The sequence below is a fragment of the Cellulomonas sp. P4_B5_2 genome (assembly GCF_056402235.1).
Genome location: NZ_JBFUHU010000058.1, coordinates 1 through 13611, shown reverse-complemented (window position 1 = coordinate 13611; position 13611 = coordinate 1). Strand labels below are relative to the sequence as shown.

The following is a 13611-nucleotide window of genomic DNA, read 5'->3' as shown; positions in this document are numbered from 1 at the left end:
GTGCCGGACTGGCCGACCGCCGACGTCCGCACGCTGCTGGCGAAGTTCGGCCTGGGCGGGCACCACATCCACCGGCCCGCGTCGTCGCAGTCGCCGGGGGAGCGGACCCGCGCGGCGCTCGCGCTCCTGCAGGCCCGTGGCGTGAACCTGCTGGTGCTGGACGAGCCGACCAACCACCTGGACCTGCCGGCCATCGAGCAGCTGGAGCAGGCGCTCGACAGCTTCGAGGGCACGATCCTGCTGGTCACGCACGACCGGCGGATGCTGGAGACGGTCCGGCTCACCCGCCGCTGGCACGTGGAGGACGGGCAGGTCACCGAGGTGACCGCGGACTGACGCGCGCGTGACGACGTCGTCACGCGGCTACGCTCGCCGAGTTCAGCACGGCCGACGACGAGGACGGTTCCATGGCACCCATCAGGTTCGGCGTGGTCGGCAGCGGCTGGCGCGCGGAGTTCTTCGTCCGCATGGCGCGGCTGATGCCCGAGCGGTTCCAGTGCGTGGGTGTGGTGACGCGGTCGGCGGAGCGCGGTGCGCAGGTCGAGCGCGAGTGGGGCGTGCCGACGGTGCGCACCATCGAGGAGCTGGTGACCGCCGTCGGACCGACCACCGACCGGCCCGAGTTCGTCGTCGTCTCGGTCCCGTGGCCGGTGACCCCGGTGGCGACGATGGAGCTGGTCGCGCTCGGCATCCCGGTGCTCGCCGAGACCCCGCCTGCGCCGGACGTCGACGGTCTGCGCGAGCTGTGGGCCGAGGTCGGCACGTCCGGACTCGTGCAGGTGGCCGAGCACAGCCCGTCGATGCCCTCGCACGCGGCGCGGATCGCGGTCGTGGACGCGGGGACCATCGGGCGGCCGACGAGCGTACAGATCTCCTCCACGCATCTGTACCACGCCGTCGGCCTCATCCGCAGGCTGCTCGGCACCGGTCGCGACGAGGTCACCGTGCGGGCGAGCACGTTCACTTCTCCGCTGCTGTCCCCCTTGGAGCGGGACGGCTGGACCGGCGCCACCGAGCCGGCCGACGCGTGGAACATCCTCGCCACCCTCGACTTCGGCGACGGCCGCAGCGCCCTGTACGACTTCACCGACAACCAGTGGCACAACCCGCTGCGCACCAACCGCATCGTCATCCGCGGTTCGCACGGCGAGATCGTCGACGACGCCGTCACCCGGGTGGTGGACGAGCGCACGGTCCTCACGTCCCCGATCGTCCGGCGGGTCAGCGGCCTGGAGCAGAACCTCGACGGCTTCGATCTCGAGCACCTGGGCTTCGACGGCCAGGTCGTGTACCGGAACGCGTTCCAGGGTGCCCGGCTCGCCGACGACGACATCGCGGTCGCGGCCCTGCTCGACGCGACGGGTGCCTGGGTGCGCGGCGGCGGTCCCGCGCCGTACCCGCTGGCCGACGGCTGCCAGGACCACCTGCTCGGTCTGGCCATCGAGGAGGCGGCACGCACCGGCGACACCGTCCATACCGCCAGGGAGGCGTGGGCGGACGCCTAGCGGATGCGAACGGGTGACGCCAGTGCCACGGTCGTGAGTCGAGAGCGACCGAGAGGAGCCCGCACATGGCAGTCACCGCATTCGGCGACCTCCCGCTGGCCGACCGCGACCGGTCCTGGGACGGCGACGCCGCCGAGAAGCGCGTCCGGGCCTGGGCCAAGGCGCAGGACGAGCCGAACGAGAGGTACCGGGACGCGCACGTCTGGTACGACGCCGAGAACAAGGAGAACTTCACCGCGTACAAGCTGTTGATCGCCGACGTGATCGACGGCCGCCTGAAGGCCGTGCCACGGGGCGTGTTCGCCGCCGCGGCCGTCATGCAGGGGTCGCGCGGTGGGGTCGACGTCCCGGACAAGGACCGCGATCGCATCAGGAGCCACCTGGCGAAGTACTACGCGAAGCTCGACGAGACGCCACCCTGGAAGGACTAGACGCACCGACGGGCGCGACACCATGGGTGCCGCGCCCGTCGCGCGTGCGGACCTGCCCTCAGGTCGTCAGGAGGCCGTGCACGTCAGGCTCGGCCAGGTCCAGTTGCCGCCGTGCTGGACCGTGAAGCCGAACGAGGTCGTCTGACCCGCGGAGAGCGCGCCGCTGCCGCTCGGCCGCATGGTCATGACGTTGCCGGAGGAGTCCCACGTCGGCGACCCGTTCCACGTCGCGATGATCCGCTGCGGGCTCCTGACCGTCACGGTCGACTGCCAGCCGCTGATGTTCGTGTTCGCGCGGATGGTCACCGTGCCGTTGAAGCGGTCACTCCACTTCTGTCCCTCCGAGTACGTCGCCGTGCAGCTGCCGCCGCCCGTGGGTGGGGGCGTGGTGGTCGTCGGTGTCGGGACCGGCGTGGTGGGCGTCGGGTTCGGGGTGGTGGTCCCGCCGGCGTTGAGCTGGTTGAGCACGCTCGTGTAGGCGGCCTTCTTGTTGCCGGACCCGTCGAAGAGCAGCGGGGTGCCCGAGGCGCGCCACGAGTCGCTGTCCCGCACGCCCCAGACGGTGATGCCGGTGCAGCGGGCGACCGAGAGGCACGCCTGGACGACGCCCTGGTACTGCTGCGCCTGCGAGCTGCCCGAACCCTCGATGTCGAGCTCGGTGATCTGCACGTCGACGCCCAGCGCGGCGAAGTTGCGCAGGGTCGTGTCGTAGTTGGAGGGCACCGGGTTGCCCGAGTTGAAGTGCGCCTGGAAGCCGACGCAGTCGATGGGCACGCCACGCGACTTGAAGTCGCGAACCATGGCGTAGACGCCCTGGGTCTTGGCGTGCGACCAGTTGTCGGTGTTGTAGTCGTTGTAGCAGAGCTTGGCGCCGGGGTCGGCGGCGCGGGCGGCGCGGAACGCGGCCTCGATCCAGTCGTTGCCGGTGCGCTGCAGGTTGGAGTCGCGACGCCCGCCGGAGGAGCCGTCCGCGAACGCCTCGTTGACGACGTCCCAGGCGTACACCTGGCCCTTGTAGTGCGTGGCCACCTGGGTGACGTGGTTCAGCATCGCGTTGCGCAGCGAGGAGCCGGACATGTTCTGCATCCAGCCCGGCTGCTGCGAGTGCCAGGCGAGCGCGTGCCCGCGCACCTGCTTCCCGTTCTGCCGGGCCCAGCTCGCGATCCGGTCGCCGTTGCCGTAGCTGAACTGGTTCTGCGACGGCTCCGTCGCGTCCATCTTCATCTCGTTCTCGGCGGTGATCATGTTGAACTCGCGGTTCGCGATGGTCGTGTACGTCGAGTCGCTGAGCCGGTTGGCCGCGATGGCGGTGCCGAAGTAGCGCCCGCTCTCGCTGGCCGCTGCCTGCAGGGTGCTGCCCGCTGCCGCCGCGGGCAGGGCCAGTGCCACAGACAGGCCGGCGACGGCGAGGCCGCCGATAGCCGCGGTCAGGCGTCCTGGTCGTGGGGTCGTGATTGATCCTCCTCGGTGGTGCACTCGTCGGCTGATCGCCGGCGCCTCACCCTGTGGCGGTGGCTCAGACGCGGTCAAGGCATGGGAGCGCTCCGGTAGTTGCGATATCTTGAGCGAAACGTTTTGTAACCCATACGGGTGAATTCCACCGATGGAGATTGGAATGGAGTCGGACGCGGGATCAGTCTCAGGAGACCACGCGCACAGCAGTTCGCGAAAGTATCGGCCACTGGTGGGGCGGGTCCCGCCGGTCAGCCGTCGCGTCGCGGCGTGCTCTCCCGCTCCACGAGGCGCATGCCGGCGAGGTAGAGAACCGGCGCGCTGTCCGTCGCGCTCGGGTCCCACCGCTCGCGCACCCGGCGGCGGAGGATGTCGACCGCGACGTGCGCGATCTCCCGCCTGCCCGGGTCGACGGTAGTGAGCGTCGGCACGGAGTAGCGCGCGTCCTCGATGTCGTCGAAGCCGACGACGCCGACGTCCAGCGGGATGGCCAGACCGCGCGCCTGCAGCTCGTACATCGCGCCGATGGCCAGCGCGTCGTTGAACGCGACCACGCCGTCGACCGGCACGCCGGAGTCGAGCACGTGGGCCATCGCGCGCGCGCCGTTGGCCCGGTGCCACGCCTCGTCCGACCAGCCGAGCAGGCGGGTGTCGACGTCGATCCCGCGCGCCTCGAGCGCCTGCTGGTATCCGGCGTAGCGCAGGGAGGCCGATCCGGCGGTCTGCGCGTGCAGCATGCCGATCACCGCGATGTGGCGTCGGCCGGCGTCGAGGAGGAGATCGGTCGCCGCCCGGGCTCCGTCGATGTTCCGCATGGTGACGTGGTCGACGCTCGGTGAGAACAGCTGCTCGCCGAGCAGGACGAGCGGGTAGCCGAGATCGTCGAGCAGGTGCGCGTCGCTCTGGACGAGCGCCGCGGGGCTGAAGATCAGGCCGTCGACGAGGCCACGGCGGGGCACCCGCAGCGCGGCGAGCTCGCCCTCACGGGTGAAGCCCGTCGGCTCGATGAGCACCTGCAGGCCGTGGTCGCGTGCTGCCGCGAGGATCTCGTCGGCCAGCTCGCCGAAGTAGGGCTGCCCCAGCTCGGGGACCGCGAGACCGACCACACCGCTGCGGCCGGAGCGGAAGATCTTCGCGGTCACGTTGATCTCGTAGCCGAGCGCGTCGACGGCGACGAGCACCCGGTCCCTGGTCGTGTCCCGGACGTGGGGGTAGCCGCTGAGCACGTTCGACACGGTCTTCACGGACACACCGGCGTGCCGTGCGACGTCGGCCATCGTCGCCACAGCGCCTCCTTCGTCCCACGGCACGGGCGGTCGCAACCTACCCGACGACGGGAGCGCCTGTGCCGCGGTCGTCGTCCGACGTCAGGCCGCGGGCGTCACCGCTCGGAGGAGAACCCGCCGAGCTCGGCGACGTCGTCGTGCCGGAGCTCGAACCAGACCGCCTTCGCGGCGTCACCGTCCTCCTCGCGCGTCCCCCAGCTGCTGGACAGCCGGTCGACGAACATGACGCCCCGGCCCCCGAACGCGGTCGGCGGCGGGTTGCGCACCACGGGCACCTCGCGGACGCCGTCGGTGACCTCGACGCGCGTGCGCTCCTCGTCGACGTGCACCCGCAGCGTGACGGGCGGGTCGGCGTGCGCGACGGCGTTGGTGACCAGCTCGCTGACCAGCAGGACGAGCAGCTCGAGCCGCCCGTCGTCCACCCCTGCCTCGGAGAGTCGGTCCCGCGCCCAGTGCCGTGCGGGCGCGATCGCGGAGAGCGAGGGCGACACGGCGGTCTCGGCGTACATCGGGGGCCTCCCAGGGAATGGTGGGAAGGCCGCATCGGCCCCCCGTCGGTCCCGGCCACGGTTGTGCACAACTGATGATTCGGCAACCTGAACACCGCCCTGGAGCCGGTTTCTCGCCCCCACGGCTGGGACGATGAGAGGGTGCAGACCTCTTCGACCCCCTCCGGCGCGGACGTTCCCGCACGTCAGGCGCCCTCGAGCTCCCAGATCCGGCGGTGGCGGCAGTATCTGGCCGACGAGCGCGCGGAGGCGGCCGTCTACCGGGACATCGCGTCGCGCCGTACGGGCGAGGAGCGCGAGATCCTGCTGGCGCTGGCCGAGGCCGAGGGTCGTCACGAGCAGCACTGGCTGGACCTGCTCGGCGACGACGTCGGCAAGCCCCGCCGTGGCGACTTCCGGACCCGGGTGCTCGGCGTGCTCGCCCGCCGGTTCGGGTCGGTGTTCGTCCTGGCCCTCGCGCAGCGCGCGGAGGCTCGGTCCGGATACGACGGCGAGGCAGACGCGACGCCGACGATGGCGGCCGACGAGGCCATCCACGAGGAGGTCGTCCGCGGTCTGGCCACACGGGGGCGCAACCGGATCTCGGGCACGTTCCGGGCGGCGGTGTTCGGCGCCAACGACGGTCTGGTGAGCAACCTCGCCCTGGTGCTCGGCATCGGGGCCAGCGGGGCGTCCGCGTCGATCGTGCTGCTGACCGGCCTGGCGGGCCTGCTGGCCGGTGCGCTGTCGATGGCGGCGGGGGAGTACGTGTCGGTGCGCTCGCAGCGGGAGCTGCTCGAGGCGTCCCGCCCGGGGCAGGCCGCCCGCGCGGCTCTGCCGTACCTGGACGTCGACGCCAACGAGCTCGCGCTGGTCTACCGCGCCCGCGGCATGGAGCCGGCCGAGGCGCAGGCGCGGGCCGACGAGCGGCTGCGGACGCTGGGCGAACCGGGCTCGGTCTCGCCGACGAGCACGGACGAGGTGGACGAGCACGAGGCCGTCGGCACCGCAGTCGGTGCGTCCGCGGCCAGCTTCTGCTTCTTCGCGTCGGGTGCGGCGATCCCGGTCCTGCCGTACCTGCTGGGTGCGGAGGGCCTGACCGCGGTGGTGTGGGCGTCTGTGCTGGTGGGGCTCGCGCTGCTGACCACGGGGGCGACCGTCGGGGTCCTGTCGGGCGCGTCGCCGGTGAAGCGCGCGCTGCGCCAGCTGGCCATCGGCTACGGGGCCGCTGCGGCGACGTACCTGCTCGGTCTGGCGTTCGGCGCCACGGTGTGACGCCCATCATACGAACAAGGTTTGCCAACCCTTACTTAGTGCAGGCTAACCTCACCATGTGACCTCCTCCGAGCGGGACGCCCTCCGCGGCGACGGCCTCACCCTGGCCTATCACGGCACCGTCGTGGTGACTTCCGCTGACCTGTGCCTGCAGCCCGGTCAGGTGACCGCGCTCATCGGGCCCAACGGCTCCGGCAAGTCGACCCTCCTGCGCGCGCTCGCCCGGCTGCACGCCCCGCAGGAGGGGACGGTCAGCCTCCCCGACGTCCCCGACGCCCACGCCCTGTCCGCCAAGGACTTCGCGCGTCGGGTCACGCTCCTGTCGCAGTCGCGGCCGACGCCCTCGGGGGTCAGCGTCCGCGACGTCGTCGGCTACGGCCGGCACCCGTACCGCGGCCGCTGGCGCCAGAACGACGCCGACGGACCCCGCGCGATCGCCTGGGCCATGGAGGTCACGGGCGTCGGCTCGATGGCCGACCGCGGTGTCGACGAGCTCTCCGGCGGCGAGCTCCAGCGCGTCTGGCTGGCCACCTGCCTCGCGCAGGACACCCGCGTCCTGCTGCTCGACGAGCCGACCACCTACCTCGACCTGCGCTACCAGGTGGAGATCCTCGACCTGGTGCGGGACCTGGCCGACGACCACGGGGTCGCCGTCGGTGTCGTCCTGCACGACCTCGACCAGGCCGCCGCCGTCGCCGACCACGTGGTGCTCCTGCGCCAGGGCGTGGTCGTCGGCTCCGGCCGCCCGCACGAGGTGCTCACCGCCGACGCGCTCACCGAGACGTACGGCATCCGCATCGACGTGGTGCGCGACGAGCACACCGGCCGCGTGCACACCCGCCCGGTCGGCAAGCACACGCACCGCCAGCACCTGACCACCGTCTAGTCCCCCTGTTTCGCCTACCTCTGAGGACACCCCTGTGCGCAAGACAGCCCTTCCCGCCCTGCTCGCCGGAGCAGCCCTGCTCCTGGCCGCCTGCGGCACGACGGAGGACGCGGCCGACGAGCCGTCGTCGTCCAGCTCCGCCGCCGGTGGACCGATCACGATCACGGACGACCGCGGCACCGTCGAGCTGGACGGCCCCGCCAGCAAGGTCGTCTCGCTCGAGTGGGGGCTGACGGAGAACCTGCTCACGCTCGGGGTCACGCCGGTCGGCGCGGCGGACGTCGCGGGCTACAACACGTGGGCGACCGTCGTGCCGCTCGACGAGTCGACGCCGGACGTCGGCTTCCGTGGCGAGCCGTCGCTGGACGCCATCGCCGCCCTGGAGCCGGACCTGGTGGTCACCACCACCGACCTGCCGGCCGAGGTCATCGAGCAGATCGAGGCCGAGTACCCGGTGATCGCGCTGCGCGGCTCGGACGCGTCCGACCCGATCGGCAAGATGCGCAGCACGCTCGAGATCCTGGGCGAGGCCACCGGCACCTCCGACGAGGCCGAGGCCGCGCTCGCGGACTTCGACGCCAAGGTCGAGGACGCCAAGGGGCAGCTCGACGAGGCCGGCCTGGCAGGTGCGGAGTTCACCATGGCCGACGGCTGGGTGTCCGACGGTGCGGTGTCGATCCGCATGTACACGCCCGGGTCGTTCCTCGGCGGCGTCGCGACCGAGCTCGGTCTGACGAACGCGTGGACCGGCGAGGGCGACCCCGACTACGGCCTGGCGCAGACCGACGTCGAGGGCCTGACCAGCCTGGGCGACATCCACTTCCTGTACGTCGGCAACGACACCGACGGTGGCGACGCGTTCAAGGACGGGCTCGCCGGGAACGCGATCTGGGAGCAGCTGCCGTTCGTCGTAGCGGGGAACACGGCCCGTCTGCCCGACGGCATCTGGATGTTCGGCGGCCCGCGGTCGGCGTCCGCGTTCGTCGACGCGGCCGTCGCGGCTCTGACCGCGGCCTGACACCCGACCCGTGAGCGTCGACGCACCGATGGGGGCAGGATCCGCCGCGCTGGGCGTGGCGGATCCTGCCGCCGTCCCCGCGCGCACCCGCGGCGCGCAGCCTGCGCGGATCATCGCCGTGTTCGTGGGCGCGGTCGCCGCGGTGGTGCTCCTCGCGCTCGTCGACCTGACGCTCGGCACCTCCCGCGTCGGGGTCGGCGACCTGCTCGGCCTGCTCACGGGATCGGGTGACGACGAGGCCCTCGCGGTGCTCGTCGCGTCGCGCGCCCCGCGCGTGCTCGCCGCGCTGGTCGTCGGCGCCGCCCTGGGCCTGTCCGGCAGCGCGCTGCAGTCCGTGGCGCGCAACCCGCTGGCCTCGCCCGACACGCTCGCGGTCAACGCCGGCGCGTACTTCACCGTGGTGCTCGCGGCCGTCACCGGCCTCACGCTGCCGTTCGCGGTGAGCGGTGCGCTCGCGTTCGTGGGTGGTCTCGGGGCCGCCGCACTGGTGCTGGCCATCGCTCGCGGCGGCGCGGAGGGGCCCACCCGGCTGGWGCTCGCGGGGTCCGCGACCATGCTGGCGCTCTCGTCCCTGACCATCCTGCTCATGCTGCTGTTCGAGCAGGAGACCGCCGGGATGTTCGCGTGGGGCGAGGGCTCGATCGTGCAGTCCGGCACGTCCAAGGTGGCGCAGGCCGCGCCGGTCGTGCTGCTCGCGGGCACCGTCCTCGTGGTCAGGGCGCGCCGGCTCGACGTCCTCGCGCTCGGCGACGACACCGCGGCCGTCCTCGGCCTCGACGTCCGCCGTACCCGCGTGGTCACCGTGCTGCTGGCCGTGCTGCTCGCCGCGCTCGCGGTCACGGTGGCGGGCCCCATCGGCTTCGTCGGCCTGACCGCCCCCGTGATCGCCCGCCTGGTCGCGGGACGCGTCCCGGGGCTGGCGCGGCACCGGCTGCTCCTGCCGCTGGCCGCGCTGGCCGGCTGCGTCGTGGTGCTGGGCGCCGACGTCCTGCTGCGGCTGGCAGTGCCCGGGGTCGCCGGCGTGGCCATCCCCACCGGAGTCGTCACCACCCTGGTCGGCGCCTCCGTGATGGTCTGGCTGGCCCGCCGGCTGCGTGACTCGGGTCCGGCCCGCAGCACCGCGTCCGTCGGCGCCCACCCCGCCACGCGTGCCCGGGTGGCGCTCGTGGTCGTCGTGCTGGCGCTCGCGGTCGTCGTCGCGCTGGTCGCCGGGTTCCTGCTGGGCGACCGTCTGCTCCTCACGGGCGACGTGGCCAACTGGTTCGCAGGCGTCAGCGGCCGGCAGGTCAGCTTCGTGCTCGACCAGCGCAGCCCGCGCGTGCTCGCCGCCCTTCTTGCCGGCGCGGCCCTCGGCCTCGCGGGCACCACGGTGCAGGCGGTCGCGCGCAACCCGCTCGCGGAGCCGTCGCTGCTCGGCATCACGGGCGGTGCCGGCGTCGGTGCCGTGCTCGCCATCGTCCTGTTCCCCGGTGGCAGCTTCTGGATCGTGTCCGCCGCGGCCTGCGTCGGGGCGCTGACCACGTTCGCGCTCGTCTACACGCTGGCCAACCGCCGGGGGCTCAGCTCCGACCGGCTCGTGCTCGTCGGCATCGGGGTGTCGGCCGTGGCGACGTCGCTGATCACCCTGATCGTGGTCCTGACCAACCCGTGGAACACGACGATGGCGCTCACCTGGCTGTCCGGCTCGACCTACGGGCGGACCGCGGAGCAGGTGTGGCCGGTCGCGGTCGCCCTGCTGGTCATCGTCCCGCTCGTGGTCCGCTGGCGTCGGGACCTCGACGTGCTGGCGGTCGACGACGACGTGGCACGCGTGCTCGGCGTCCAGCTGGAACGCACCCGGCTCGGCCTGCTGATCGTCACCGCGCTGCTCACGGCGGCCGCGGTGTCGGCGATCGGGGTCGTCGGGTTCGTCGGCCTCATCGCCCCGCACCTGGCCCGCTCGCTCGTCGGCTCGTCCCACACCCGGGTGATCCCGGTCGCGGTGCTGCTGGGCGCGTTGCTGGTCAGCGTGGCGGACACCCTGGGCCGCACGGTGATCGCCCCGGCGCAGATCCCTGCGGGCCTGCTGACGGCCATGATCGGCACCCCCTACTTCATCTTCCTGCTGTGGCGGACGCGAAGGAGCGCACTGTGACGAACACCGTAGTGAGGACAGCCTCACCTTCCTCTACCCTGGGCGACGTGCCCGTCTCGGTCGAAGCCCCCGCGCTGCCCTTCCGCATGTTCGCCGTGCAGGTCGCTGCCGTGCAGACCATGTGCCCGAGCGTCCTGCGCGTGACGTTCACCGGCGACGACCTGGACCGGTTCGCCGACAACGGGTTCGACCAGCGGATCAAGTTCTTCCTGCCGCTCGAGAACTCGCCGTACGACGAGCTGCTCAGCCTCGAGTCGAGCGCCGACTGGTACGGCCGCTGGCGCGCGATGCCCGACGACAAGCGCCACCCGATCCGGACGTACACCGCCCGCGGCGTCCGCCAGGACCGCCGGGAGGTCGACGTCGACATCGTCCTGCACGGCGACCTCGGCCCCGCCTCGCGCTGGGCACTCTCGGCCGCGCCCGGCGACGACCTGGTGATCCTCGGCCCCAACGCCGAGGCCGAGGGCCCGCACGGCGGCGTCGACTTCGTGCCCCCGGCGCACACCGACCGCCTGCTCATCGCCGGTGACGAGACCGCGCTGCCGGCCATCGCGGGCATCCTCGAGCGCCTGCCCGCCGACGCGCGCGGCGAGGCCCTCATCGAGATGCCGCTGTCGGGCGACCGGCTCGACCTTGCTGCGCCGGACGGGGTGACCGTCCGCTGGTACGGCCGCGACGGTCGCGCCCACGGCGAGCTGCTCATCCCCGCCGTGYAGGCCGCGTGCGCGCGACTGCTGCCCGGCCAGGCACCCGCGCCGGACGTCGAGCTGGAGGACGTCGACATCGACGAGGGGCTCCTGTGGGAGGTTCCGGTCGACGCCCAGGGCCAGCCCCTGCGGGCCGACGCCGCGCTGTACGCCTGGCTCGCGGGCGAGGCCGCCGTCATCAAGACCTTGCGCCGGCACCTGGTCGCCGAGTGCGGCGTGGACCGCAAGTCCGTCGCGTTCATGGGCTACTGGCGTGCGGGGCGCTCCGAGGCCAACTGAGCCGCCGGTGACCTCAGGCGCGCAGGCGGGTGCGCCGTTGCTTGCCCTGCGTCTGCAGCACGTACCGGAACAGGGTGTCCAGATCTCGCTCGACGAGACCGACGAAGCGGCAGCCGCAGTGGGTCGACCGGCCGTCGGTCCGGTGTGACCGCAGCACTTCCGCGTCGAGGGACACCACGCGGTCGCGGGCCGGGAACCGGAACGCGATCCGATCCCGCTCCGCGAGCTCGGCCATCGTGGAGATGCGCATCCCGTGCGCGCTGATGTCGAGCACGACGAACGTCAGGGACCGGGTGTCGCCCTCCGGCGACGTCACGACGCCCGTGCAGGTCTGCGCGATCCTGACGCGAGCGACCCTCCGCTTCTGCAGGGTGGACGTGAGCTCGAGGTCCGCGATCTGCACCGACGTGGCGCGGACCTTCGCGACCCAGCCGTTGTACCTGACCTCGCCGCGCACGTCGTCGAGGACCAGGACCTGGACGTCGTCACCGGCACGGAATGTCCCGCCTCCGGCCCCGGGCTCGGTGCGCATCATCAGGGTCCCGTCCGCGCAGGAGATGACGAAGCCGTCGAGCACGCGCCCCTCGGCCGAGAGGGAGCAGTGCGCGAGGTGGTGCATGGTCCGGTCCGGTCCGTTCGGTCGAGGTCGCCGTAGCCGCGCGGCGAGACGTGCCCCCGCATCTCTGATCGGTGCGTGACGGCTGGGGTATGAGTTCGGATGCGGACAAGCGGCGCGGCGAACGAGTGATGACGGGTGTGTTCCTCGGAACTGACAGCGGCATCTGGCGCGAAAAGCCGTGAAAGCGGGGAGCGCGTCCCGACTCGGCGGACCGGAACCGCCGGCCCGGGTGGGATCCAGGCCGTCGCGACGTAGCCCGTAGCATCGGCAGGTGCCACCCAGATCGCCGCTGCCGGCACGCCACGGCCTCAGCGCCGCCTGGCTGCGGACGCCTGATCGCGACCGCTCCCGCGCGGACGAGTGGCCCACCATGGGCGCCTGGCTCCGGGACCGGCTGCCCGAGCACGTCGACGTGTCGCAGATGCTCGACGGGCAGCGCTTCGTCGACGAGGCCGGCCGGCCGGTGCGCGCGGACGACCCCTACGCGCCGCACCAGTTCGTGTGGTTCCACCGCGACCTGCGCGACGAGCCCGAGGTGTCCGCGCCGATCCACATGGTCCACCGCGACGAGCGCCTGGTGGTCGTCGACAAGCCCGCGTTCCTGTCCTCGATCCCGCGGGGCCGCCACGTGCGCCAGAGCGTGGTCGTCCGCCTGCGCGACGAGCTCGGGCTGCCGGACCTGTCTCCGTTGCACCGCCTGGACCGTGTGACGTCCGGCCTGCTCATGCTGGCCACGGAACCGCGGTGGCGCGGGCCGTATCAGACCCTGTTCGAGCACCGTGCCGTGGACAAGACGTACTGGGCGCTGGCGCCGCTGCGCGAGGACCTGGTCCTCCCCGTCGTCGTCCGCAACCACCTGCACAAGGAGCGGGGCGCCTGGCAGGCGGAGGTGGTGCCCGGTGCCCCGGTGAACGCGGAGACGCTCGTCGAGCTCGAGTCGGAGGTGGACGGCCGCGGGGTCTACCGGCTGACGCCGCGGACGGGCCGCACCCACCAGCTCCGGGTGCACCTGCACGGTCTCGGCATCCCGATCGTCGACGACCCGCTGTACCCGGTGGTGCGCGAGGTCGACGTCGACGACTTCACCCGCCCGCTGCAGCTGCTCGCCGGGGAGCTCGCGTTCACCGACCCGGTCGACGGCACCCCGCGACGGTTCCGGAGCGTCCGGCGGCTCCCGCTGACCGCGGAGGGCTGACGTACCCTCGTCCTCGTGGCCACGTTCTCCGCCGTCACCCGGCAGCACATCCTCCAGGCCATCGCCGAGTACGACTCGCGCGGCGGCGACGACTTCCTCGGCGTCTACGGCTTCGCCCCGGGCGGGTACCCGCTCGTGCACGAGGGCCGCAGCTACGACTCGACCGCGATCCTCGGGGTCGCGCACCGGTACGCGACGGGCCGGCTCGCGAGCGCCGACGAGGTCGGCACGGGCGGCTCGGCGGTCCTGCGCAAGCGCGGGTTCGAGGTGACCGAGCCGGCGACCGCGCGCCGTGCGCCCGTCGCCCCGGTACGGCGCGCGCCGGCCGTCCGA

13 protein-coding genes and 1 pseudogene are annotated in these 13611 nt (G+C 72.7%); 10 read left to right on the top strand and 4 right to left on the bottom strand.

Going from position 1 to position 13611, the window contains the following annotated elements; genetic code table 11:
- The 3 genes and pseudogenes from AC1DUQ_RS05995 to AC1DUQ_RS05985 all read left to right on the top strand — a co-directional run.
- A pseudogene (locus AC1DUQ_RS05995) lies at nucleotides 1–336 on the top strand (ABC transporter ATP-binding protein); the annotation flags it as partial.
- 71 nt (nucleotides 337–407) lie between these two features.
- Nucleotides 408–1505, top strand: a complete 1098-nt coding sequence (locus AC1DUQ_RS05990) for a Gfo/Idh/MocA family protein (RefSeq protein ID WP_477059747.1) — start codon at nucleotides 408–410, stop codon at nucleotides 1503–1505.
- Nucleotides 1506–1570: 65 nt separating this feature from the next.
- Nucleotides 1571–1936, top strand: coding sequence for a hypothetical protein (locus AC1DUQ_RS05985; protein WP_477059748.1), 366 nt, complete (start codon nucleotides 1571–1573; stop codon nucleotides 1934–1936).
- A gap of 66 nt (nucleotides 1937–2002) precedes the next feature.
- Here AC1DUQ_RS05985 and AC1DUQ_RS05980 read toward each other — a convergent pair whose 3' ends face one another.
- The 3 genes from AC1DUQ_RS05980 to AC1DUQ_RS05970 form a co-directional block, all read right to left on the bottom strand.
- Nucleotides 2003–3391, bottom strand: coding sequence for a glycoside hydrolase family 10 protein (locus AC1DUQ_RS05980; protein ID WP_477060795.1), 1389 nt, complete (start codon nucleotides 3389–3391; stop codon nucleotides 2003–2005).
- A 248-nt stretch (nucleotides 3392–3639) separates the two neighbouring features.
- The gene (locus tag AC1DUQ_RS05975; protein ID WP_477060796.1) at nucleotides 3640–4665 is read right to left on the bottom strand and encodes a LacI family DNA-binding transcriptional regulator; all 1026 of its coding nucleotides are present in this window, start codon (nucleotides 4663–4665) and stop codon (nucleotides 3640–3642) included.
- Between the two features lie 104 nt (nucleotides 4666–4769).
- Nucleotides 4770–5183: an ATP-binding protein gene (locus tag AC1DUQ_RS05970; protein WP_477059749.1), complete on the bottom strand. Its 414-nt coding sequence runs from the start codon at nucleotides 5181–5183 to the stop codon at nucleotides 4770–4772.
- Nucleotides 5184–5324: 141 nt separating this feature from the next.
- Between AC1DUQ_RS05970 and AC1DUQ_RS05965 the strand changes: the two genes are divergently transcribed.
- The 5 genes from AC1DUQ_RS05965 (at nucleotide 5325) to AC1DUQ_RS05945 (ending at nucleotide 11464) form a co-directional block, all read left to right on the top strand.
- On the top strand, nucleotides 5325–6437 hold the full coding sequence (locus AC1DUQ_RS05965; RefSeq protein WP_477059750.1) for a VIT1/CCC1 transporter family protein: 1113 nt from the start codon (nucleotides 5325–5327) through the stop codon (nucleotides 6435–6437).
- 58 nt (nucleotides 6438–6495) lie between these two features.
- Nucleotides 6496–7323, top strand: a complete 828-nt coding sequence (locus AC1DUQ_RS05960; protein ID WP_477059751.1) for an ABC transporter ATP-binding protein — start codon at nucleotides 6496–6498, stop codon at nucleotides 7321–7323.
- A 34-nt stretch (nucleotides 7324–7357) separates the two neighbouring features.
- Nucleotides 7358–8341: an ABC transporter substrate-binding protein gene (locus AC1DUQ_RS05955; protein WP_477059752.1), complete on the top strand. Its 984-nt coding sequence runs from the start codon at nucleotides 7358–7360 to the stop codon at nucleotides 8339–8341.
- A 28-nt stretch (nucleotides 8342–8369) separates the two neighbouring features.
- Nucleotides 8370–10475, top strand: coding sequence for an iron ABC transporter permease (locus AC1DUQ_RS05950; RefSeq protein ID WP_477073506.1), 2106 nt, complete (start codon nucleotides 8370–8372; stop codon nucleotides 10473–10475).
- Between the two features lie 86 nt (nucleotides 10476–10561).
- Nucleotides 10562–11464: a siderophore-interacting protein gene (locus AC1DUQ_RS05945; protein WP_477073505.1), complete on the top strand. Its 903-nt coding sequence runs from the start codon at nucleotides 10562–10564 to the stop codon at nucleotides 11462–11464.
- Between the two features lie 13 nt (nucleotides 11465–11477).
- Here the strand turns inward: AC1DUQ_RS05945 and AC1DUQ_RS05940 are convergent, their stop codons facing one another.
- Complete coding sequence (locus tag AC1DUQ_RS05940; protein WP_477059753.1) at nucleotides 11478–12083, bottom strand: PilZ domain-containing protein; 606 nt, start codon at nucleotides 12081–12083, stop codon at nucleotides 11478–11480.
- A 271-nt stretch (nucleotides 12084–12354) separates the two neighbouring features.
- On the opposite strand from AC1DUQ_RS05940, the gene AC1DUQ_RS05935 reads away from it, so the two are divergent.
- Nucleotides 12355–13278, top strand: a complete 924-nt coding sequence (locus AC1DUQ_RS05935; RefSeq protein WP_477059754.1) for a pseudouridine synthase — start codon at nucleotides 12355–12357, stop codon at nucleotides 13276–13278.
- A 15-nt stretch (nucleotides 13279–13293) separates the two neighbouring features.
- On the top strand, nucleotides 13294–13611 hold a 318-nt coding region (locus AC1DUQ_RS05930), incomplete at its 3' end, for a ScoMcrA-related endonuclease (RefSeq protein ID WP_477073504.1).